The organism is Streptomyces sp. NPDC012827, assembly GCF_042900905.1.
GTDB lineage: Bacteria > Actinomycetota > Actinomycetes > Streptomycetales > Streptomycetaceae > Streptomyces > Streptomyces gulbargensis.
Map to the genome: position 1 here is coordinate 131,867 of NZ_JBIBBY010000011.1, position 21,913 is coordinate 153,779.

Here is a 21,913-nt window from a genome sequence, read left to right on the forward strand (position 1 = left end):
GCCCCCTCTCAGACCCCCTGGTCCGCGAAGCCCGTCCGCCAGGACGGGCGTTCCGGAGTCCACCCGAGCTCCCGCGCCCGGTCGTTGCGGGCACCCCGGGCCCAGGGCGCGCGGCCTCCGGACCGCTCCGGTGCCGGCACTCCGAGCGCCCCCGCCAGGACCGGCACCCAGTCGTGCCCGGCGGCCGGCTCGTCGTCGACCACGTTGTACGCCCCCGGGGGCCATGCCAGCGCCCGGACGGCCGCCCCGGCGGCGTCGGCCACGTGCAGGAAGGAGGTCACCGACCCGTCGGCCGCCGTACCGCCCAGGAACCGGGCCTCCCGGTCCCCGGCGAGCGCCGCCGCTACCGCGCCGCCCGGCGCGTACCAGGTGCCCGGCCCGTACAGCACCCCGTAACGCAGCACCACCGCCTCCGGGACCTCGGCGACGGCCGACTCGAGGGCCCGCACCCCGGCGACGACCCGGGCACGGGGCAGCTCCTCCGTCGGGTCCAGCGGCACCGACTCGTCGGCGGGGTCCTCACCCGGCGCGTACGCCCAGGCGATCGACTGGGCCACGATCCGGCGCACCCCGGCCGCGAGCGCCGCGTCCACCAGATTCCGGGTGCCCTCGACCCGTATCCGGTTGTTGGCGGCCCCGTCCGCCCCGGCCAGGCCGGTCAGCTGATGCACCACCACGTCCGGTGCCGCCCGGGCGACCGCCCGCCGGACCGCCGCCGCGTCCAGGACGTCCACCGGCCGCGTCCCACGCCGGGCCACCGGAACGACCTCGTGACCCGCTGCCTCCAGCCGGGGCACGAGCGCGCGCCCCACGGCGCCCGTGGCGCCCGCGACCAAGATCCTCATGGGGCCCAGCCTAAAGATCGTCATCTCCCGGTAACAACGCGGTGTGATCCTCGGGGGCATGAACACGACGATCGAGGAGAACCGCTCCCACCCGCACCTCCCGGGCCTGCTGGCCGCCTACCACCTGGCCAGTGAGGCGGAGAAGGGCACGTGCGTCACCACGGTCGCCGGGCTGCCGCCCGTCTACCGCACGGAGGCCGAGGACCCGGCGGCCGCCTTCGCGGCGGACACGGTCCTGCTCGCCACCCCGGCCGGCGACGACGCCCCCGGCGGCTGCGTCGTCCTCAAGGCCCCCCGGGACGGCCGGCCGCCCGAGATCAAACGGCTCTGGGTCGCCCCGGGCGCCCGCCGCAAAGGTCTCGCCCGGGCCCTGATGGACGAGGCGCTGCGCCGGGCCGCCGCCTCCGGCGCCGACGCCGTCCGCCTCACCGTCTGGGACTGGCGCGAGGAACCGCTCGCCCTGTACGAGACCCTCGGCTTCACGACCGTCCCCTCCTGGGACCCCAGGCCGGGACTGATCTGCCTGGAGAAGCGGCTCGCGCCGGAGGACCGGATCGAGCGGCTCACCCCGGACGGGGTCCGGGCCCGCACCGCCGGACTCGCCGCGCTCCTCGTGGACGCCGTCGACGGCGGCGCCTCCGTCGGGTTCCTGGCGCCCCTGGACCCCGACGAGGCGGCCGCCTGGTGGTCCCGCGCCGCCGAGGAGACGGCGGGGGGCGTACGGGACGTCTGGGCGGCCCACGACGGGGACGGGGACCTGACCGGCGCCGTCACCCTGGCCCGTACCACCACCGCCAACGGCCGGCACCGCGGCGAGATCGCCCGGCTCCTGGTCCACCGCGCCGCACGCGGCCGGGGCCTCGGACGCCGTCTGCTGGCCGCCGCGGAGGCACACGCCGCCGCCACCGGCCTCACCCTGCTGGTTCTGGACACCCAGTCCGGCAGCCCCGCCGAACGGCTCTACCGGAGCGCGGGCTGGACGGAGACCGGCACGATCCCCGACTACGCCGCCGACCCCGCCGGGGTCCTGCGCCCCACCACCCTCTTCCACAAGCGGCTGACCTGACGGGCCCGGCACGCGCAAGGGCCCCGGGAGGCTTCTCGCCTCCCGGGGCCCTTCGTCACGCCTGTGCCGCGCTACGGCAGCTGTGCGGCCTCCGCCTGCCGCGCCTCCCGGCTCTCACGCCGGTTGTCGCGGATGGTGTTCACCCTGCGGGCCGTCGCGAAGAGGGGGATCACGGCGCCCAGCACCACCTGGAGGGCGCAGCCGGCCTGCAGCAGGAACGCCCCGCCGGGGGCGTCGAACGCCCAGGCGGCCAGGAGCGCCATGGCGCCCACGATCCAGCTGAGCATCGCCACCGCGAGGACACCCCGCGGCTTCGGGTACTCGACCCGGCTCACCATCAGCCACGCCGTGCCGATGATCGCCAGCAGGGTCGGGATGAACGGCAGCTCGAGCAGGACGATGGAGACCACCGTCAGCGCGCCGAAGGGGCTCGGCATGCCCTGGAACATGCCGTCCTTCATCGTCACGCACGAGAACCGCGCGAGCCGGAGCACGACCGCCAGCAGCACCACGATCGCGGCCACCGCCGAGACCTTCTGGTGCGCGTCGTCCGCGACCATGCCGTACACGAGCACGAAGTACGCCGGGGCCAGACCGAAGCTGATCAGGTCCGACAGGTTGTCGAGCTCGGCGCCCATCGGCGAGCTGCGCAGCTTGCGTGCCACGAGCCCGTCGAAGAGGTCGAAGACCGCCGCGCAGAGCATCAGGATCACGGCGGTCGCGGCGGAGTGCCGCGCCATGCCGGTCTCGACACCGCTGCCGGTGAGGTGCGGGATCAGGATGCCGGTCGTCGTGAAGTAGACCGCCATGAAGCCGCAGGTGGCGTTACCGAGCGTGAGGGCGTCCGCTATGGACAGCCTCAGCGACAACGGCATCTCCTCGGCCTCTTCGGCCTCCGCCGCCTCGGCGTCGGCCACCCACTCGGCGGCGCGTGTGTCGGGATCAATCACGGTCAATGCGAGTCACCCCCGCGGTCGTGGTCTGGCCGACCTCGACGGCGACCTCGACACCCTCCGGGAGGTAGATGTCGACCCGCGAGCCGAAGCGGATCAGACCGATCCGGTCACCCTGCTCGACCTTCGTCCCCTGCGGGACGTACGGCACGATGCGCCGGGCCACGGCTCCCGCGATCTGCACCATCTCGATGTCGCCGAGCTCGGTGTCGAAGTGCCAGACAACGCGCTCGTTGTTCTCGCTCTCCTTGTTGAACGCCGGCACGAAACCGCCGGGGACGTGCTCCACGGACGTCACCGTGCCGGACAGCGGCGCGCGGTTGACATGGACGTTCAGCGGGCTCATGAAGATGGCGACCCGGGTCCGTCCGTCCTTCCACGGCATGATGCTCTGCACCACACCGTCGGCGGGGGAGATGACCCTGCCCTGCGCGATCTCGCGCTCGGGGTCGCGGAAGAACCACAGCATGCCGGCCGCGAGAGCGGTGGTCGGCACGGCGATGGCCGCGGCACGCCTCGACTTGCGCGCGCGCACGAGGCTGAGCGCCGCGGTGGCGACGGTCGGCAGGAGCCACGGCGATGCTCCGCGCGCGAGGCGTACGCCCGTGAGGCTGTCGCGGTGTGCAGAGGTTTGGCTGTGGGGCATGGATGACCTTCGTAGCGGATGATGCCGCGCGGGCAACGGGGGGACGGCGGCTTTCCGGCGATGCTATCGGTTGCGGGGCGCAACTGGGCAAGCCAGGAACAGAGTCGGCGGCCGGAAGACGAACACAGGGTGTGATCTTCTTCGCGGCCGAACCGACTCAAAAGCGACATTCAGCCCTGGAACCGGTACTCCTCGAGGAGCCGACGACCAATGATCATTTTCTGGATCTCGGCGGTACCTTCACCGATGAGCAGCATCGGCGCCTCACGGTAGAGACGCTCGATCTCGTACTCCTTCGAGAAGCCGTAACCGCCGTGAATGCGGAAGGCGTCCTCCACGACCTCTTTGCAGTACTCGGAGGCGAGGTACTTCGCCATCCCTGCCTCGAGGTCGTTTCGCTCCCCGGAGTCCTTTTTGCGAGCTGCGTTCACCATCATGGCATGCGCGGCCTCGACCTTGGTAGCCATTTCGGCCAGTTTGAACTGGATCGCCTGGTGCTGCGCGATCGGCTTGCCGAAGGTCTGGCGCTGCTGTGCGTACTGAACGCCCAGCTCGAACGCACGCTGAGCGACGCCACAGCCACGCGCCGCCACATTCACGCGGCCGACCTCGACCCCGTCCATCATCTGATAGAAGCCCCGGCCGGTGACCCCGCCCAGTACACGATTGGCCGGAATACGCAGCCCATCCATGATGAGCTCGGTGGTGTCGACCCCCTTGTACCCCATCTTGTCGATCTTCCCGGGGATGGTCAGGCCCGGGCGGACCTCGCCGAAGCCCGGCTCCTTCTCCACGAGGAAGGTCGTCATCGACTTGTGGGGGGCGGTGCCCTCCGGGTGTCCTTCGTCACTCCGGACCAGAACGGCGACCAGCGTGGACGTCCCGCCGTTCGTCAGCCACATCTTCTGACCGTTCAGGACGTACTCGTCGCCGTCCTTGACCGCCTTCGACGTGATGGCCGACACGTCCGAGCCGAGCCCCGGCTCCGACATCGAGAACGCGCCCCGCACCTCGCCGGCCGCCATCCGCGGAAGGAAGTGGTCCTTCTGCTCCTGGGTGCCGTGCTGCTTCAGCATGTACGCGACGATGAAGTGGGTGTTGATGATGCCGGAGACCGACATCCAGCCGCGGGCGATCTCCTCCACGCACAGCGCGTAGGTGAGCAGCGACTCGCCGAGGCCCCCGTACTCCTCGGGGATCATCAGACCGAAGACACCGAGCTCCTTGAGCCCGTCGACGATCTGCTGCGGGTACTCGTCGCGGTGCTCCAGCTCCGTCGCGACCGGGATGATCTCCTTGTCGACGAAGTCCCGGACGGTGGAGAGGATCTCCTGCTGCACGTCGGTCAGACCGTGGGTCTGGGCGAGTCGCGCCATGACTTACTTCCCCTGTTCCTTGAGCTCGGGGCGGCCGGGCTGCTCGCCGCCGCGCGCGTCGATGTACTCGGCGGTCGGAACCATGACCTTGCGGCGGAAGACGCACACCAGGGTGCCGTCCTGCTTGTAGCCCTTGGTCTCCACGTACACGATCCCGCGGTCGGACTTGGACTTCGAGGGCGTCTTGTCCAGGACCGTGGTCTCGCCGTAGATGGTGTCGCCGTGGAAGGTCGGCGCCACGTGACGCAGCGACTCGATCTCCAGGTTGGCGATGGCCTTGCCCGAGACGTCCGGCACGGACATGCCGAGCAGCAGCGAGTAGATGTAGTTGCCGACGACGACGTTCCGCTTGAAGTCGGTCGTGTTCTCCGCGTAGTTCACGTCCATGTGCAGCGGATGGTGGTTCATCGTCAGCAGGCAGAAGAGGTGGTCGTCGTACTCGGTGACCGTCTTCCCCGGCCAGTGCTTGTAGACAGCACCGACCTCGAACTCCTCGTAGGTACGTCCGAACTGCATGGGGCTCAGGCCTCCGGGATCTCGAACTTGCTGGTGCGCTGCATGCCGGCGGCACGGCCCTTGCCGGAGATGACCAGGGCCATCTTGCGGGAGGCCTCGTCGATCATCTCGTCGCCGAGCATCGCGGAGCCCTTCTTGCCGCCCGCTTCGGAGGTGTAGTAGTCGTACGCGTCGAGGATCAGCTCGGCGTGGTCGTAGTCCTCCTGCGAGGGCGAGAAGATCTCGTTCGCGGCGGCGACCTGGTCCGGGTGGAGCACCCACTTGCCGTCGAAGCCCAGGGCGGCGGCGCGCCGGGCCACGGCCCGGTAGCCCTCCTGGTTGCGGATCTGGAGGTAGGGGCCGTCGATCGCCTGGAGGTTGTTGGCCCGGGCGGCCATCAGGATGCTCATCAGGATGTGGTGGTAGGCGTCCGCCGGGTAGCCGGGCGGCTGCTCGCCGACGACCAGGGACTTCATGTTGATGGAGGCCATGAAGTCGGCCGGGCCGAAGATGATCGTCTCCACCCGCTGCGAGGCCTGCGCGATGGCGTTGACGTTGTTCAGGCCCTGCGCGTTCTCGATCTGCGCCTCGATGCCGATCTTGCCGACCTCGAAGCCCATCGTCTTCTCGATCTGGGTGAGCAGCAGGTCGAGCGCCACGATCTGCTGGGCGTCCTGGACCTTCGGCAGCATGATGCAGTCGAGGTTCTGGCCGGCGCCCTCGACGACGGTCACCACGTCGCGGTACGTCCAGTGGGTCGTCCAGTCGTTGACCCGGACCACCCGCGTCTTGCCGGTCCAGTCGCCCTCGTTGAGGAACTTCACGATGGTGTGGCGCGCCTCGGGCTTGGCCAGCGGGGCGCAGGCGTCCTCCAGGTCGAGGAAGACCTGGTCGGCGGCCAGGCCCTGGGCCTTCTCCAGGAAGCGCGGGTTGGAGCCGGGGACCGCGAGACAGGAACGGCGGGGGCGCAGCCGGTTCACGGGGGAGAGACTGCTGGTCATGCGGGGACCTCCAGGGGATCGAGCTTGTTCGCTTTCCGGATCTCGTCGACGATACGGCCGATGATCTCCGTGATGCCGAAGTCCTTCGGCGTGAAGACGGCGGCCACACCCGCCCGCTTCAGGTCGTCGGCGTCGCTGTTGGGGATGATGCCGCCGACGATGACCGGGATGTCCGGCGCGCCGGCCTCCCGGAGGCGGTCGAGGACGTCCGGGACCAGCTCGGCGTGCGAACCGGACAGGATCGACAGCCCGACGCAGTGCACGTCCTCCGCCAGGGCGGCGCTCACGATCTGCTCGGGCGTCAGCCGGATCCCCTGGTAGACCACCTCGAAGCCGGCGTCCCGCGCGCGCACCGCGATCTGCTCGGCCCCGTTGGAGTGTCCGTCGAGCCCCGGCTTGCCGACGAGCAGCCGCAGCCGCCCGGCCCCGAGGTCCCCGGCGGTCCGCGCCACCTTCTCGCGCACCAGGGCCAGCGGGGTGCCCTCCTCGGCCGTCACCGCGACCGGGGCGGAGGAGACGCCGGTGGGTGCCCGGTACTCGCCGAAGACCTCGCGCAGGGCCCCGGCCCACTCGCCGGTGGTCACCCCGGCGCGGGCGCACTCCAGGGTGGCCTCCATGAGGTTCTCGGTGCCCCGCGCCGCCTCCTTCAGGCGCTCCAGCGCCTTGCAGGGCCGAGGGTGGTTGAACGGCGGCTGGTAGCGGTTGTCGCGCCACTCCCCGAGGGAGGCGACGACCCGGGCCTCGACCGCCGGGTCGACCGTCATGATCGCCGTGTCCAGGTCGGCGGTGAGCGGGTTGGGCTCCGTCGACCGGAAGATGTTCACACCGACGATCTTCTCCTCGCCGGCCTCGATCCGGGCCCGCCGCTCGGCGTGCGAGGAGACCAGCTGCGACTTGAGGTAGCCGGACTCGACGGCCGCCATCGCGCCGCCCATCTCCTGGATCCGGTCGATCTCGGCCATGCACTCCTCGACCAGGGAGTCCACCTTGGCCTCGATGACGTGCGAACCGGCGAAGATGTCGTCGTACTCCAGCAGGTCGGACTCGTGGGCGAGCACCTGCTGGATGCGCAGCGACCACTGCTGGTCCCAGGGCCGGGGGAGGCCCAAAGCCTCGTTCCAGGCCGGGAGCTGCACGGCGCGGGCGCGGGCGTCCTTGGAGAGGGTGACGGCCAGCATCTCCAGGACGATCCGCTGGACGTTGTTCTCCGGCTGCGCCTCGGTCAGGCCGAGGGAGTTCACCTGGACGCCGTAGCGGAACCGGCGCTGCTTGGGGTCCTCGATGCCGTACCGCTCGCGGGTGATGCGGTCCCAGATGCGGCCGAAGGCGCGCATCTTGCACATCTCCTCGATGAACCGGACACCCGCGTTGACGAAGAACGAGATGCGGGCGACGACGTCGCCCTTGCGCTCCTCGGGGATCTGCCCGGAGGCGAAGACCGCGTCGAGCACGGCGATCGCGGTGGACATCGCGTAGGCGATCTCCTGGACCGGGGTGGCTCCCGCCTCCTGCAGGTGGTAGCTGCAGATGTTGATCGGGTTCCACTTGGGGATGTGGTTGACCGTGTACACGATCATGTCCGTCGTCAGGCGGAGCGAGGGTCCCGGCGGGAAGACGTGCGTCCCCCGGGACAGGTACTCCTTGACGATGTCGTTCTGGGTGGTGCCCTGGAGCCTGGTGATGTCCGCACCCTGCTCCTCGGCGACCACCTGATAGAGCGCCAGCAGCCACATGGCGGTGGCGTTGATGGTCATCGAGGTGTTCATCTGCTCCAGGGGGATGTCCTGGAACAGCCGGCGCATGTCACCGAGGTGCGAGACGGGGACGCCGACCCGGCCGACCTCGCCGCGGGCGAGGATGTGGTCGGGGTCGTAGCCCGTCTGCGTCGGCAGGTCGAAGGCGACCGACAGTCCGGTCTGGCCCTTCTCCAGATTGCGCCGGTACAGCTCGTTGGACGCCTCGGCGGTCGAGTGACCGGCGTACGTCCGCATGAGCCACGGCCGGTCCTTCTGGCGCTCAGTCATCTACGTGACCTCAGATGTTCCGGAAGCGGTTGATGGCGTCGATGTGCTGGGCCCGCAGTTCCTCGTTCCGCACGCCGAGGCCCTCCTCCGGGGCGAGCGCGAGGACGCCGACCTTGCCCTGGTGCAGGTTGCGGTGCACGTCGTAGGCGGCCTGGCCGGTCTCCTCCAGGGAGTAGACCTTGGAGAGGGTCGGATGGATCTTGCCCTTGGCGATCAGGCGGTTGGCCTCCCACGCCTCGCGGTAGTTGGCGAAGTGCGAGCCGATGATCCGCTTGAGCGACATCCACAGGTAGCGGTTGTCGTACTGGTGCATGTAGCCCGAGGTCGAGGCGCAGGTGGTGATGGTGCCGCCCTTGCGGGTGACGTACACGGAGGCGCCGAAGGTCTCGCGGCCCGGGTGCTCGAAGACGATGTCGATGTCCTCGCCTCCGGTCAGCTCGCGGATCTTGGAACCGAACCGCTTCCACTCGCGCGGGTCCTGGGTGTTCTCGTCCTTCCAGAACTTGTAGCCCTCGGCGTTGCGGTCGATGACCGCCTCGGCGCCCATGGACCGGCAGATGTCGGCCTTCTCGGGGGAGGAGACGACACAGATCGGGTTGGCGCCGCCGGCCAGGGCGAACTGGGTGGCGTACGAGCCGAGGCCGCCGCTCGCGCCCCAGATGAGGACGTTGTCGCCCTGCTTCATGCCGGCGCCGTTGCGGGAGACCAGCTGGCGGTAGGCGGTGGAGTTGACCAGACCGGGCGCCGCCGCCTCCTCCCAGCTCAGGTGGTCGGGCTTCGGCATCAGCTGGTTGGACTTGACGAGCGCGATCTCGGCGAGGCCGCCGAAGTTGGTCTCGAAGCCCCAGATGCGCTGCTCGGGGTCGAGCATCGTGTCGTTGTGGCCGTCCGAGGACTCCAGCTCGACGGAGAGGCAGTGCGCGACGACCTCGTCACCGGGCTTCCAGGAGTTGACGCCGGGGCCCGTGCGCAGGACGACGCCCGCGAGGTCGGAGCCGATGACGTGGTACGGCAGGTCGTGGCGCTTGGTGAGCTCGGAGAGCCGGCCGTAGCGCTCCAGGAAGCCGAAGGTCGAGACCGGCTCGAAGATCGAGGTCCAGACCGAGTTGTAGTTCACGGAGCTGGCCATGACGGCGACGAGCGCCTCACCCGGGCCGAGCTCGGGGAGCGGGACGTCGTCGAGGTGGAGCGACTTGCGGGGGTCCTTGTCCCGACTGGCGAGGCCGGCGAACATCTCCGCCTCGTCCTTGTGGACGGTCACGCCCCGGTACGACTCGGGGAGCTTGATGTTCGCGAAATCGGCGGACGTGGAGTCCGGCGACTGGATCGCGTCCAGGATTTCCTTCACGGTTGCCTCCGGCGGTGAGCGTCCGGGGGAGGACGCCTGAGGGGTTACGACGAGGGTGCTGCGATGGAGGTGTGCCGTCGGTTCGGCTGGGTGGTGCGGTGTGGCGGCGCTGGTGTGGAGCGCGAGGGTGCCTGTGACGCAGGCGTCCGGGCGCACGGGCCCGGGGGCCGGTGGGGACAGCCGGCGCACGAGGTGATCTCTGCGCGCCGGCCGCCCGGACAACATCAACGTATGGCACGCCGTGTCACGTGGCAAGGCACTGCGTGCCAACAATTTCACTCAGATGCGATCCGCCGGTCACCGATGAGCGATGATCGATCGAAAATCGCCCTGAGCTGCGCATATACGACGTGGGCCGCACCCGGAAACCGGGTGCGGCCCACGTCGTGGAGCGGTGTTCAGCCCTTGCCGAGGGCGTCCTGGATGGTGCGCATGACCTCGTCGAGCGGGGCGTCCGTACGGGCCACGGCGACGACCACGTCACCCCTGGCCGAGGCGCGCGCCGCCGGGGCCTGCGGTTCGTTCTGCGCGGAGGACGGGGCCGGCCGGCCCGCGCCTATGCCGCTGCCGAAGGTCTCGCGCACGATCGCGAAGGCGTGGTCGAGCTGCGCCTCCACGTCCCCCTGGCCGCCCGCCCGCAGCCAGCGCCGCAGCACGTGGTTGTGGGCCGTGACCACCGCCGAGGCGGCCACCTCCGCCAGCAGCGGGTCGTCGTTCCCGTCGTGGTGGTCGCGCTCGTCGAAGTGCCCCAGCAGATAGCGCGTGAACAGCCGCTCGTAGCGGGCCACCGAGGCGATCTCCCGCTCCCGCAGCGTCGGCACCTCGCGGGTGAGCCGGTAGCGCTCCACGGAGACCGCCGGAGAGCCGGCGTACATCTTCATGACTTCCTTGATGCCCCGGCACACGGTGTCGAGCGGGTGCTCGTGCGGCGGCGCCGCGTTCAGGACCGCCTCCGCCCGCACCAGCGTGTCGTCGTGGTCGGGGAAGATCGCCTCCTCCTTGGAACGGAAGTGGCGGAAGAAGGTCCGGCGGGCCACCCCGGCCGCCGCCGCGATCTCGTCGACCGTGGTGGCCTCGTACCCCTTCGTGGCGAAGAGTTCCATCGCCGCGGCCGCGAGCTCCCGGCGCATCTTGAGCCGCTGGGTGGCGGCGCGGGTGCCCGCCGCGCTCTCCTGAGCGTCGGACGGGGAGGTGGCACGGGGTGACTTCGCGGCCTTGGACATGTCCCGAACGTACTGCATCGGACGGGCCGTGTGCCCAGGTGGGGGCGGGGAACCCCCCGGAGCACCGGTGGTGCCCGGGGGGCTCAGCAGCCCTCCCCAGTGCCCGTACGCCTCAGCGTCGGGCATATTCGCGGAAGCCGCGCCCGGTCTTGCGGCCCAGGCAGCCGGCGGCCACCAGGTGCTCCAGGAGCGGGGCCGGGGCGAGGCCCGGCTCACGGAACTCGCGGTGCAGCACCCGCTCGATCGCCAGCGACACGTCCAGGCCGACCACGTCGAGCAGCTCGAACGGACCCATCGGGTACCCGCCGCCGAGCTTCATCGCGGCGTCGATGTCGTCCAGGGTGGCGTAGTGGTCCTGGACCATCTTGACCGCGTTGTTCAGGTACGGGAACAGCAGCGCGTTCACGATGAAACCGGCCCGGTCGCCGCAGTCCACCGGGTGCTTGCGGATCTTCGCGGTGACCTCGCGGACGGTCGCGTGGACCTCGTCGGAGGTCAGGACGGTCCGGACGATCTCGACCAGCTTCATCGCCGGGGCCGGGTTGAAGAAGTGCATCCCGATGACGTCCTGCGGACGGGAGGTGGCCCGCGCGCAGGCCACGACCGGCAGCGAGGAGGTCGTGGTGGCCAGCACCGCGCCCGGCTTGCAGATCTTGTCGAGCCGCCCGAACAGCTCCTGCTTGACCCCGAGGTCCTCGGCGACGGCCTCGACGGCGAGGTCGACCTCGGCGAAGGCGTCGAGCGAACCCGCCGGGGTGATGCGGGCCAACGTCTCGTCCCGGTCGCCGGCCGACATCCTGCCCTTGTCGACCGAGCGGGCCAGGGACTTCGCGATCCGCGCCTTGGCGGACTCCGCCTTCTCCGGGGAACGGGCCGCGAGGACGACTCCGTACCCGGCCTTGGCGAAGACCTCGGCGATCCCGGAGGCCATGGTGCCCGAGCCGGCCACGCCCACCGTGCGGACCTCGCGGCCGGCCGCGCCGGCGCCGGAGGCCACCGGGGTGAGCGCGTCGGGCACCACCTCGGACGAGCCCGGCGCCGCGTACGAGTAGAAGCCGCGTCCCGCCTTGCGGCCGGTCAGACCGGCCTCGGAGAGCTGCCGGAGAATGGGCGCCGGGGCGTGCAGCCGGTCGTGCGAGGAGGCGTACATGGCCTCCAGGACGGTACGGGCCGTGTCGATGCCGACCAGGTCGAGCAGCTCCAGCGGGCCCATCGGCAGGCCGCAGCCGAGCTTCATGGCCGCGTCGATGTCCTCGCGGGAGGCGTACTTCGCCTCGTACATGGCGGCCGCCTGGTTGAGGTAGCCGAACAGCAGCCCGTCCGCGATGAAACCGGCCCGGTCGCCCACGGCGACCGGCTCCTTGCCGAGGTCCTCGGCGAGCCGGGTGACGGCCTCGACGGCCCGGGGGTCGGTCAGGACCGACGAGACCACCTCGACCAGCTTCATCGCCTGGACCGGGGTGAAGAAGTGCAGGCCGATCACCCGCTCCGGGTGGGCCGAGTCGGCGGCGAGGCGGGTCACCGACAGCGCGTTGGTGCCGGTGGCCACGATCGCGTCCGGCCGGACGATGCCGTCCAGGGCCCGGACGACCTCCAGCTTCGTCTCGTACGACTCCGGCACGACCTCGATCACGAGGTCCGCCCCGGCCGCCGCCTGGAGGTCGGAGAAGGTACGGAAGCGGGCCAGGACGTCCTGCCGCTCCTCCTCCGTGATCCGCTCGCGGGCCACCGCGCGGGCCGTGGACGCCTCCAGGGCGGCGACGGCACGGGCGGCGGCGGTGTCACTGATGTCGATGCCGATGACCTCGCGGCCGGCCCGGGCGAGGACGTCGGCGATGCCCGAGCCCATGGTGCCGAGACCGACGACGGCGATGGTGGAGAGAGGGGTGTCCATCAGGGGACTCCAGGGAGGAAGAGTGACGACTGAAGGCAGTGGCGCGCGAAAGGGCGCAAAAAGCACACGGGCAGCGCCCGGAGAACGGGGGCGGGGCCCTGGTGAAAAGCGACGGACTCTGTCCCGGAGTCACGTCGAAACTGCCGAACCGACGAACAGTCCCGCACCTCGCGGCACGGAACCTCCCACCACGGCTGCGTCACCAGGCCGATGTGGGAAGCGCGGGGGGTGCCCCGCTCACCTGAGACTAACCGGCCGGTAACGAGCGCGCCAGTCCTGGGAAGTTGAGAAAGTGTGATCTGGATCGCGGATAGGCTCGCATTCATGGAAATCGCCGAGGATCCGGAATTCTGCTCGATGATCGATCGATTGCGCGACGAGATCGAGAACGACTCCGGAGAACTCCCGCCGGCATTCGCGGAACTCGCCGCCGCCCGCGATTGCGAAGAACTCCACCGCGTCCTCACCGCCCCCGGCGAACCCCTCTGGGCCCGCGAGATCGCCGCCGTCACCCTCGGGCTCTCCGGGGACCGGCGCGCCTTCGAGTCGCTGATCCTCTTCCTCAACCACCGGGACCCCGAGCGCTGCGTGACCGCCGCCCACGCCCTCGTCCGGCTCGGCGACCCGCGCACCGCCCGCGCGGCCGCCGCCCTCGCCACCAACGAACTCCGCGTCGCCTACGCCCTGGTGCCGGTCCGGCTCCTCGCCGGGCTGCGCGCCCCCGAGTCCGTCCCCGCCCTGATCACCGTCCTCGGGCGGCGGCTCGCTCCCGACGACCCGCACTGGCGGGTCGGCCTCGCCTGCGTCGAGGGCCTCGGCGCCCTCGGCGACCCCCGGGCCCGCCCCGCCCTGGAGGCGGCCCTGCCGCACCCCCGCCTCGGCCGCGAGGCCGAACGGTCCCTGGCCCGGCTCGCCCCCTGAGGACGGCCGGGCGCGAGGCTCAGCGCACCAGGCGGAGCTCCGCCCCCGTCCCGTCCGGCACCGCGGCGGGGCCCTCCGGCACCAGCGCGAACGCCTCGATCTCCACCAGCAGTTCGGGCCGGACGAGCGCGGAGACCTGCACGGCCGAACTCGCCGGCAGCGGCGCCCCGGCGAAGTGGGCGTCCCGCGCCTCCCGTACCGCCGGAAGGTGGGCCACGTCCGTGACGTAATAGGTCAGCTTCACCACGTCCCCGAAACCGGCACCGGCCGCCGCCAGGCAGCGCTCCAGGTTGGCGAAGACCTGACGTGCCTGGGCCACCGCGTCCCCCTCGCCCACCACGGCCCCGGACGCGTCCAGGGCGCACTGCCCCGATATCGCGACGAACCGGCCGGTGCCCCAGACGACGTGGCTGTACTGGGGGCTGGCGGCGAGGCCCTCGGGTGCGGGGACGTGGGTGAGGTGACTGGTCATGCCGGACATCCTCGCGCACGCCACCGACAGTGCCCGCCACCCGAGGGGGTGCGGGCACCGTCTGTGGCGAAGACCACGGCGTGCGGGCCGGGCGGGGGAGCCCCCGCCCGGCCGGGAGATCAGCGCACGTGGCCGAGGAGCGCGTGGAGGGCGGCCCCGGCGGCCTCGCCGGCCCGGCCGGTCCCCGCGGCCCCGCCGGCCGCCTCCCCGCGCACCGCCGTGCCCCGGGCTTCCGCGCCGGCCCGCTCCGGGACCACGCCCCGGGCCTGCTTCCCCGGTGCCTTCCCCGGGGTCCTGCCGGTCGCGGGGACGAACGCGGCCTCGGGTTCGGGCAGCGCCGCGCAGACCGCGTCCGCCTCCGCGCCGGCCTTGCCGCGCGGCACCGCGCCCGTGGCCAGGAAGGCGGCGAGGTGGCGGTCCACGCACGCGTTGCCGGCGAGCGACACGCCGTGGTTCCCGCCGCCGTCCTCCACCACCAGGCTCGAACCGCGCATCAGCCGGTGCAGGGCCGCGGCGCCCTCGTAGGGGGTCGCCGCGTCGTCCGTCGCCTGGAGGATGAGGACCGGCGGCACCTCGTCGTTGCGGACGTCCGGCGGGCTGAGCGGCTCCACCGGCCAGAACGCGCAGGGAGCGTTGTACCAGGCGTTGTTCCAGGTGGAGAACGGTGCCTTGGCGTGCACGTCCCAGTTGTCCTTGCGCCACACGCTCCAGTCGCGCGGCCAGGCCGCGTCCCGGCACTGCACGCTCGTGTAGACGGAGTAGCCGTTGTCGGCGGCGGCGTCGGACCTTCCGTACCGTTCGTACGCCGCCACGAGCGCCGCCGTGTCCCCGTCGTTGACGTACGCGGAGAAGGCGCTCGCCAGCCGGGGCCAGTAACCGTCGTAGTACCCGCCCGGCAGGAAGGTGTCCTCCAGCTCGCCCGGGCCCACCGTTCCGCCGGCCGGGCGCGCGGCCAGGTCCTCCCGCATCCGGTACCAGGCCGCCTCGACCGCGTCCGGGTCGGTGCCCAGCCGGTACACCGCGTCGTGCCGGGCCACCCAGGCCATGAAGGCCTTGTGGCGGGAGTCGAAGGCGACGTCCTGCGCGAGGTTGTCCTCGTACCAGACGCCCCGCGGGTCGACCACGGAGTCGAGGGCCATCCGCCGCACCCGGTCCGGGTACAGCCGCGCGTAGACCGCGCCCAGATAGCTGCCGTACGAGTAGCCGAGGTAGTTCAGGGCCGGGGCGCCCAGCGCGTGCCGGATGCGGTCCAGGTCACGGGCGGTGCTGACCGTGTCGATGTACGGCAGGACGTCGGCGTGCTTCTTCCCGCAGGCCGCGGCGAACTCCTGGGCCCGTTCCACCGAGGCCCGCTCGGCCGCCGCCCCGCGCGGCACCGAGTCGGGCCGTACGGGCGCGAAGTGACCGGGCCGGCAGTCGAGCGCCGGCTCGCTCCGGCCGACCCCGCGCGGATCGAAGCCGATCACGTCGTACTGGGCGGCGACCTCCGGGGGCAGCGAGGACGCGACGTGGCCGGCCATCCCGAGTCCGCTGCCGCCGGGCCCACCCGGGTTGACCAGGAGCGGCCCCTGGAAGGTCTTCGCCGTGTGCGGGACGCGGGTCAGGGCGAGGGTGACGGTCCGCCCCGCCGGGTCGTCGTGGTTCAGCGGCACCTTCAGGGAGGCGCACTGGAGCTTCGGAGAGGCCTTGGTGCCGCAGTCGGTCCAGACGAGCGGCGGCACGGGCCGGGGGGCCGGCCCGGCGGGGCCGGCGGCGGAGGCGGGCAGGACGGTGACCGTCCCGGCGACCATCGCTCCAGCGGCGATCAGCATTCCTGCGCGTGAGGTCATAGGGCGTGCGTGCCCCGCACGGGCCGCGACGGGACCCGCCCGGCCGAGAGTTGACCCGAAAGGAGGGCGAAAGGCGGGGGTTCAGAGCAGTGTCAGCTGTTCGGGCGCCCGCGCCGGAGCCGTCCCCGGAGGGTGGTTCTCCGGCCCGGAGATCCGCCGGGACGCGCCCCGGCCCGCCGGCCCGATGCCGAACTCGGCGGCGTACTCGTGCACCTGACGGGTGATCCGGCGCTGGTACCAGGTCGGCGCGTAGGCCCCGTCCCCGTACATCCGCTCGTACCGCCGCACGAGGCCGGGGTGGTGCCGGCCGAGCCACTCCATGAACCACTCGCGCGCGCCGGGGCGCAGATGGAGCACGAGGGGCGTGACGGAGGTGGCGCCGGACGCGGCGATGGCGCGGACGGTCTCCCGCAGCTGCTCGGGCCCGTCACCGAGGAAGGGCACCACGGGGGCCATGAGCACCCCGCAGCCGATGCCGTGCTCGCCGAGGGCGCGGACCACGTCGAGCCGGCGCTGCGGAGACGGGGTGCCCGGCTCGATCGTCCGCCACAGCTCCTGGTCGGTGAAGCCGACCGAGACCGAGACGCCGACCTCGGTGACCCGGGCCGCCTCGACCAGCAGGTCCAGGTCCCGCAGGATCAGGGTGCCCTTGGTGAGGATCGAGAAGGGGTTGGCCCGGTCGCGCAGGGCCGTGAGGATGCCGGGCATCAGGCGGTACCGGCCTTCCGCCCGCTGGTAGCAGTCGACGTTGGTGCCCATCGCGATGTGCGCCCCCTGCCAGCGCGGCGAGGCGAGCTGCCGGACGAGGAGCTCGGGGGCGTTCACCTTCACCACGATCTGCGAGTCGAAGCCGAGACCGGTGTCGAGGTCGAGATAGCTGTGCGTCCTGCGGGCGAAGCAGTAGACACAGGCGTGACTGCACCCGCGGTACGGGTTGACCGTCCATTCGAACGGCATGCGGGAGGCCCCGGGCACCCGGTTGAGGATCGAGCGGGCCCGCACCTCGTGGAAGGTGATGCCGCGGAACTCGGGCGTGTCGAACGTACGGGTGGTGACCGCGTCCGTACCGAACAGGGCGGTGTCGGCGGGAGCGGCGGGGGTGTCGCCCAGGTGGTCCCAGCGCATGGACGCCTCCTCGGGGGTGCGGGCCGGTCGTGGGCTCAGAATAGAACACATGTTCCCTTGATCGCCGCAACCCGGATTTCGCGCCCCGCAGGCCACGTGGTTCCCTGGGGTCCCCGAGGAATCACGAGCTGGAGGAAATGCGATGGCGCAGGTCGAGGCCACCACGGAACGGATCGTCGCCGCCGACGCGGAGACGGTGTTCGACGCGCTGGCGGACTACAGCGGCACGCGGGCGAAGCTGCTCCCCGAGCACTTCAGCGAGTACGAGGTACGGGAGGGCGGCGACGGCGAGGGCACGCTCGTCCACTGGAAGCTCCAGGCCACGAGCAAGCGCGTCCGCGACTGCCTCCTTGAGGTCACCGAGCCGACCGACGGCCAGCTCGTCGAGAAGGACCGCAACTCCTCCATGGTCACCACCTGGGTCGTCACCCCCGCCGGGGAGGGCAAGTCCCGGGTCGTGGTCACCACCGTCTGGAACGGCGCCGGAGGCATTGGCGGCTTCTTCGAGCGGACCTTCGCGCCCAAGGGGCTGGCCCGGATCTACGACGCCGTGCTCGCCCGCCTCGCCGAGGAGACCGAGAAGTAACGCCCCGGGCGTTCCCCTGTACGGGTGGATTCTCCGCGCCCCCGTGCCCCTGCCGTACGCGCATAGGGGGCGCGGAGCACGCGGCAAACGCGCTGATGAGCGCCCAAGTGCGCGGGGGCGCAAGGGCGTTCGCCGCGTCGCTCCCCATCGTCCGCCGCCCCCGCCCGACTTGCTCCCGCTTCGCGCCCGATGCGAAGAATGGCCCGGCGCAGAGGCCGTGACGAGCAGGGACCGTGACGGCCGCAGGCCGTGACGAGGGGAGCAGCGCGTGGGCGGGATCACGACGGCGAAGAACGTCGGGGGCACGGGGGAGCCGGCCGGGACCACCGCGCTCGCGGACACGGAACCGCTCCTCACGGGCGCCCCCGCCGCGCGCGACACCGGCGAGGACACGGCCCCCGCCACCGGCCGCCCCGCCGGTGGCCCGCCCGGCGGCCCCCCGCACCCCACCGGCCCCGAGCCCGCCCTCGACCCCCGCCGGGTCCGGCTCGTCTTCTGCGGCCTCATGCTCGCGCTGCTCCTCGCCGCGCTGGAGCAGATGATCGTCGCCACCGCCCTGCCCCGCATCGTCGGCGAACTCCAGGGCCTGGACCGGATGTCCTGGGCGATCACCGCCTACCTGCTGACCTCCACCATCGGCCTGCCGGTCTACGGCAAGCTCGGCGACCTCCTCGGCCGCAAGAGCGTCTTCCTCTTCGCCATCGTCGTCTTCGTCATCGGCTCAGGTCTCGCCGGCTGGTCACGCACCATGGACGAACTGATCGCCTTCCGCGCCCTGCAGGGCGTCGGCGCCGGCGGCCTGATGATCGGCGTGCAGGCGATCATCGCCGACATCGTTCCCGCCCGGGAGCGCGGCCGGTACATGGGGCTCATCGGCGCCGCCTTCGGCCTCGCCTCCGTCGCCGGCCCGCTGCTCGGCGGCTTCTTCACCGACCACGTCTCCTGGCGGTGGTGCTTCTACTTCAACGTGCCCTTCGGACTCCTCACCCTCGCCGTCGTCGCCACGGTCCTCAAGCTGCCGAAACCGACCGCCCGCGCCCGCTTCGACGTCCTCGGCACCCTGCTGCTCGCCGCCGCCTCCACCTGCCTCGTCCTGCTGACCAGCTGGGGCGGCACCGAGTACGCCTGGGACTCCCGCGTCATCATCGGCCTCGGCTGCGGCGCCGCCGGAACCGCCCTCCTCTTCCTGGTCGTCGAGCACTTCGCGCCCGAACCCCTCATCCCCCTGCGCCTGTTCCGCGACTCCGTCTTCACCGTCACCGGTCTCGTCGGCGCCGTCATCGGCATCGCCCTCTTCGGCGCCGCCAGCTACCTGCCCACCTTCCTCCAGATGGTCGAGGGCGCCACCGCCACCGAGTCCGGGCTGCTGATGCTCCCCCTGATGGGCGGCATCGTCCTCGCCTCCGTCGTCTCCGGCCAGCTGATCACCCGTACGGGGCGCTACAAGATCTACCCGCTCGCCGGCGGCGCCGTCTCCGTCCTCGGCATGTGGCTGCTCTCCCGCATGGACGCGGACACCCCGCGCCTCACGCACAGCCTGTGGCAGGCCGTCCTCGGCACCGGCATCGGCCTGGTCATGCCGGTCCTGATCCTCGCCGTCCAGAACTCCGTCCGCCCCACCGACCTCGGCACCGCCACCAGCGCCCACAACTACTTCCGCCAGATCGGCGGCAGCGTCGGCGCCGCCGTCTTCGGCACCCTCTTCGCCTCCCGGCTCGACGACGCCCTCGGCGACCGACTCGCCGCCCTCCCCGCCCCGGCCGGCGCCGCCGGACTCCCGCCCGCCGAGTCGATCACCCCGCAGACGGTCCACACCCTGCCGCCCGCCCTGCGCGACGCCTACATCCAGGCGTACGCGGAGGCGATGCCGCGGATCTTCCTCTACCTCGTGCCGGTCCTCGTACTCGGCCTCGTCCTCGCCTTCTTCCTCAAGGAGAAACCGCTGGTGTCCCACCACAGCCCCGCCACCGAGGCCCGCACCGACTCCTTCGCCGACACCGCGGCCCAGGCGGTCCCGCCCGCCCGGCACGCCGCGCCCCCGGCCGGCCACGCCGCCCCGCCCCCGCACTCCGGCGTCCCCGTCTGCGGCGCCGTCCAGCACCACGACGGCAGCCGCGTGCCCCGGGCCGCGCTCACCCTCATCGACGTGCAGGGCCGCCAGATCGGGCGCGGGGCGAGCGGCGAGGACGGCCGGTACGCGCTGAGCGTCCCCGGCCCCGGCCCGTACGTGCTGATCGCCGCCGCCGGCGGCCACCAGCCGCAGGCCGTCTCCGTGACCGTCGGCGACCGGCCGGTCGAACTCGACGTGGTCCTCGGTGGCGCGGGCCGGCTCGCCGGCACCGTCCTCACCGCCGACGGCACCCCCGTCCGGGACGCGGCCGTCACCCTCACCGACGTGCGCGGGGAGGTCGTCGCCTCCACCCGCAGCGGACGCGAGGGCGGCTACGTCATCGGCGAACTGGTCGCCGGCGAGTACACCCTCGCCGCCAGCGCCCCCGCCTTCCGGCCCGCCGCCCTCCCGGTGAGCGTGCAGTCCTCCCGTGAGACCCGCCAGGACATCGAACTGGCCGGCGGGGCGGTGCTGCGCGGCACGGTACGGGCCGGCGGCGGGCGTCCCGTCGAGGACGCCCGCGTGACCCTGCTCGACGCGGCCGGGAACGTCGTCGACACCCTCACCACCGGCCCCGACGGCACCTTCCGCTTCGTCGACCTGTCCTCGGGCGAGTACACGGTCATCGCCGCCGGCTACCCGCCGGTCGCCACCGTCCTCCAGGTGGCCGGCGGCGGCCGCACGGAGCGCGACCTCCAGCTCGGCCACCACGACTGAGCCGGGCGGCCCGGGGGACCGGCGCCGGGTCAGGAGGAGGCGGTCGTCGCCCTGCGCAGCGCGCTGATGCAGGAGCCGATCGCCTCCTGGAGCGCTTCGAGGCGCTGGAGCATGTCCTCCTCGTAGATGTCCTCCTCCATCACCTCGTCCAGGGTCAGTTCCTCGAAGACCTTCGTCGCCTTCTGGAGGCTGTTGTAGAAGCGGGTCCTGCGCTCCTGGACCCGCAGCGCCGGGTCCTCCTCGACCGCCTTCGCCACCAGGCCCCGGACCGCCTCGTACGCCTCACCGGCCCACTCGCCCGCCTCCTCGGAGTCGTCCAGCTCGTCGAGGAGGGACAGGTGCCGCTCGGCCTCGGCACGCAGCTCCGCCGGGGCCTCCACGGTCTGCCCGGCGGGGGTCCTGACCCGGCCGTTCTCCGCGATCTGGCGGACGTAGGCGATGCGGTCGGCCGCCTTCGCCTCGTGCGCGACCGCCTTCTTCAGGTCCTCGGTGGTGGCGATGGCCCGGGCCAGCTCCGTCTGGAGGGCCGGGTCCTCCTTCATGCGGTCGAGCAGGGCCCCGCACGCGGCCTCGGCCGTCCCGGGGTCGGCCAGGATCGCGGCCCGCAGCGCGGTCGGGTTCTCCGCGACCTCCAGGGCCTTGGTCGGCCGGATGCCCTCCGCCTCGGCCGCCGCGCTGATGGCCTGGCCGCGCACAGAGGAGGCGCTGTTGCGGGAGGTGTAGTAGGAGAGCCAGACGTCCGCGTCGGGCAGCTCCACGTCCTCGCCGGGCACCAGGACCTCGAACTGCGGCACCAGGCCGTCGTCGGCCGCCATGTCCCATGCCTTGTAGTGGCGCATGACCCGCTCCGGCGAACAGCCGGCGAGGGCGGCGAAGGCCTTCGCCGACACCTTCGCCCGCGCGGTGCCCTCGGCGGCCTGCCCGCCCGGCCGCACACTGCGGGCCACCTTGAGCGCGAACGTCCAGCCACCGGTCCGGGCGTAGACCCCGAAGTCGCGGGCGTCCTGGACGACCACGGGGTCGGCGTCGGAGCCGGCGTCGGGGGCGGCATCGGGGGTGGTTTCCACGGCGGGGCCGGCGTCGGGATCGGTTTCCCCGGCGGGGCCGGCGCCGGTGGCGGCGCCGTCGCCCCGGGCCTCCGGCACCCAGAACTCCGGCTCCTCCGCCACGGCGGCGGAATCGGCGGCGAGGTCGGGCGACGGAGCCGCGGGGGCGGCGTCGGACGGGTCGAGGGCGATGGTCACCGAGAGCGCTCCGGAAGGGTCGGGTACGACAACTGCGG

18 protein-coding genes are annotated in these 21,913 nt (G+C 72.1%); 4 read left to right on the forward strand and 14 right to left on the reverse strand.

Annotated elements, in window-relative coordinates; all coding sequences use genetic code 11:
• Positions 1 to 8 precede the first annotated feature (8 nt).
• A complete protein-coding gene (locus tag ACFY60_RS23905) occupies positions 9 to 845 on the reverse strand; it encodes an NAD-dependent epimerase/dehydratase family protein (RefSeq protein ID WP_388614904.1) in 837 nt (278 codons plus the stop codon).
• Positions 846 to 903: 58 nt separating this feature from the next.
• Between ACFY60_RS23905 and ACFY60_RS23910 the strand changes: the two genes are divergently transcribed.
• Positions 904 to 1,911 carry a GNAT family N-acetyltransferase gene (locus tag ACFY60_RS23910; protein WP_388614903.1) on the forward strand — a complete coding sequence of 336 codons (1,008 nt, stop codon included), beginning with the start codon at positions 904 to 906 and terminating at the stop codon, positions 1,909 to 1,911.
• A 71-nt stretch (positions 1,912 to 1,982) separates the two neighbouring features.
• Here ACFY60_RS23910 and pssA read toward each other — a convergent pair whose 3' ends face one another.
• From pssA to ACFY60_RS23955, 9 genes are all read right to left on the reverse strand, one after another.
• On the reverse strand, positions 1,983 to 2,861 hold the full coding sequence (gene pssA, locus ACFY60_RS23915) for a CDP-diacylglycerol--serine O-phosphatidyltransferase (RefSeq protein ID WP_388615216.1): 879 nt from the start codon (positions 2,859 to 2,861) through the stop codon (positions 1,983 to 1,985).
• Entirely contained in the window at positions 2,854 to 3,510 is a 657-nt protein-coding gene (locus ACFY60_RS23920; RefSeq protein WP_388614901.1) for a phosphatidylserine decarboxylase, read from the reverse strand. Before ACFY60_RS23920 ends, pssA begins: the two co-directional genes overlap by 8 nt.
• Positions 3,511 to 3,680: 170 nt before the next feature.
• Positions 3,681 to 4,886, reverse strand: coding sequence for an acyl-CoA dehydrogenase family protein (locus ACFY60_RS23925; RefSeq protein ID WP_309049888.1), 1,206 nt, complete (start codon positions 4,884 to 4,886; stop codon positions 3,681 to 3,683).
• Positions 4,887 to 4,889: 3 nt separating this feature from the next.
• On the reverse strand, positions 4,890 to 5,402 hold the full coding sequence (locus ACFY60_RS23930) for a MaoC family dehydratase (protein ID WP_086824721.1): 513 nt from the start codon (positions 5,400 to 5,402) through the stop codon (positions 4,890 to 4,892).
• A gap of 5 nt (positions 5,403 to 5,407) precedes the next feature.
• Entirely contained in the window at positions 5,408 to 6,382 is a 975-nt protein-coding gene (locus ACFY60_RS23935) for an HpcH/HpaI aldolase/citrate lyase family protein (protein ID WP_388614897.1), read from the reverse strand.
• Positions 6,379 to 8,406 (reverse strand): protein meaA, encoded by a 2,028-nt coding sequence (locus ACFY60_RS23940; protein WP_388614894.1) that lies wholly within the window; start codon positions 8,404 to 8,406, stop codon positions 6,379 to 6,381. Before ACFY60_RS23940 ends, ACFY60_RS23935 begins: the two co-directional genes overlap by 4 nt.
• A gap of 10 nt (positions 8,407 to 8,416) precedes the next feature.
• Entirely contained in the window at positions 8,417 to 9,754 is a 1,338-nt protein-coding gene (ccrA, locus tag ACFY60_RS23945) for a crotonyl-CoA carboxylase/reductase (RefSeq protein ID WP_388614892.1), read from the reverse strand.
• A 398-nt stretch (positions 9,755 to 10,152) separates the two neighbouring features.
• Positions 10,153 to 10,977, reverse strand: a complete 825-nt coding sequence (locus ACFY60_RS23950; protein WP_388614889.1) for a TetR family transcriptional regulator — start codon at positions 10,975 to 10,977, stop codon at positions 10,153 to 10,155.
• Between the two features lie 112 nt (positions 10,978 to 11,089).
• The gene (locus ACFY60_RS23955) at positions 11,090 to 12,871 is read right to left on the reverse strand and encodes a 3-hydroxyacyl-CoA dehydrogenase family protein (protein ID WP_388614886.1); all 1,782 of its coding nucleotides are present in this window, start codon (positions 12,869 to 12,871) and stop codon (positions 11,090 to 11,092) included.
• Positions 12,872 to 13,195: 324 nt separating this feature from the next.
• On the opposite strand from ACFY60_RS23955, the gene ACFY60_RS23960 reads away from it, so the two are divergent.
• Positions 13,196 to 13,792 (forward strand): HEAT repeat domain-containing protein, encoded by a 597-nt coding sequence (locus tag ACFY60_RS23960; RefSeq protein ID WP_388614883.1) that lies wholly within the window; start codon positions 13,196 to 13,198, stop codon positions 13,790 to 13,792.
• A gap of 19 nt (positions 13,793 to 13,811) precedes the next feature.
• On the opposite strand, the gene ACFY60_RS23965 is transcribed toward ACFY60_RS23960, so the two are convergent.
• The 3 genes from ACFY60_RS23965 to ACFY60_RS23975 all read right to left on the reverse strand — a co-directional run bounded on the left by ACFY60_RS23965 (position 13,812) and on the right by ACFY60_RS23975 (position 17,218).
• Positions 13,812 to 14,264 carry a RidA family protein gene (locus ACFY60_RS23965; RefSeq protein ID WP_388614880.1) on the reverse strand — a complete coding sequence of 151 codons (453 nt, stop codon included), beginning with the start codon at positions 14,262 to 14,264 and terminating at the stop codon, positions 13,812 to 13,814.
• A 119-nt stretch (positions 14,265 to 14,383) separates the two neighbouring features.
• A complete protein-coding gene (locus ACFY60_RS23970) occupies positions 14,384 to 16,093 on the reverse strand; it encodes an alpha/beta hydrolase (protein WP_388614877.1) in 1,710 nt (569 codons plus the stop codon).
• 81 nt (positions 16,094 to 16,174) lie between these two features.
• Positions 16,175 to 17,218 carry an Rv2578c family radical SAM protein gene (locus ACFY60_RS23975; protein ID WP_388614874.1) on the reverse strand — a complete coding sequence of 348 codons (1,044 nt, stop codon included), beginning with the start codon at positions 17,216 to 17,218 and terminating at the stop codon, positions 16,175 to 16,177.
• Between the two features lie 142 nt (positions 17,219 to 17,360).
• Between ACFY60_RS23975 and ACFY60_RS23980 the strand changes: the two genes are divergently transcribed.
• Positions 17,361 to 17,804, forward strand: coding sequence for an SRPBCC family protein (locus ACFY60_RS23980; protein ID WP_388614871.1), 444 nt, complete (start codon positions 17,361 to 17,363; stop codon positions 17,802 to 17,804).
• Positions 17,805 to 18,072: 268 nt separating this feature from the next.
• Entirely contained in the window at positions 18,073 to 20,631 is a 2,559-nt protein-coding gene (locus ACFY60_RS23985) for an MFS transporter (protein WP_388614867.1), read from the forward strand.
• 29 nt (positions 20,632 to 20,660) lie between these two features.
• Here ACFY60_RS23985 and ACFY60_RS23990 read toward each other — a convergent pair whose 3' ends face one another.
• Positions 20,661 to 21,875, reverse strand: a complete 1,215-nt coding sequence (locus tag ACFY60_RS23990; RefSeq protein WP_388614864.1) for a hypothetical protein — start codon at positions 21,873 to 21,875, stop codon at positions 20,661 to 20,663.
• Positions 21,876 to 21,913 lie beyond the last annotated feature (38 nt).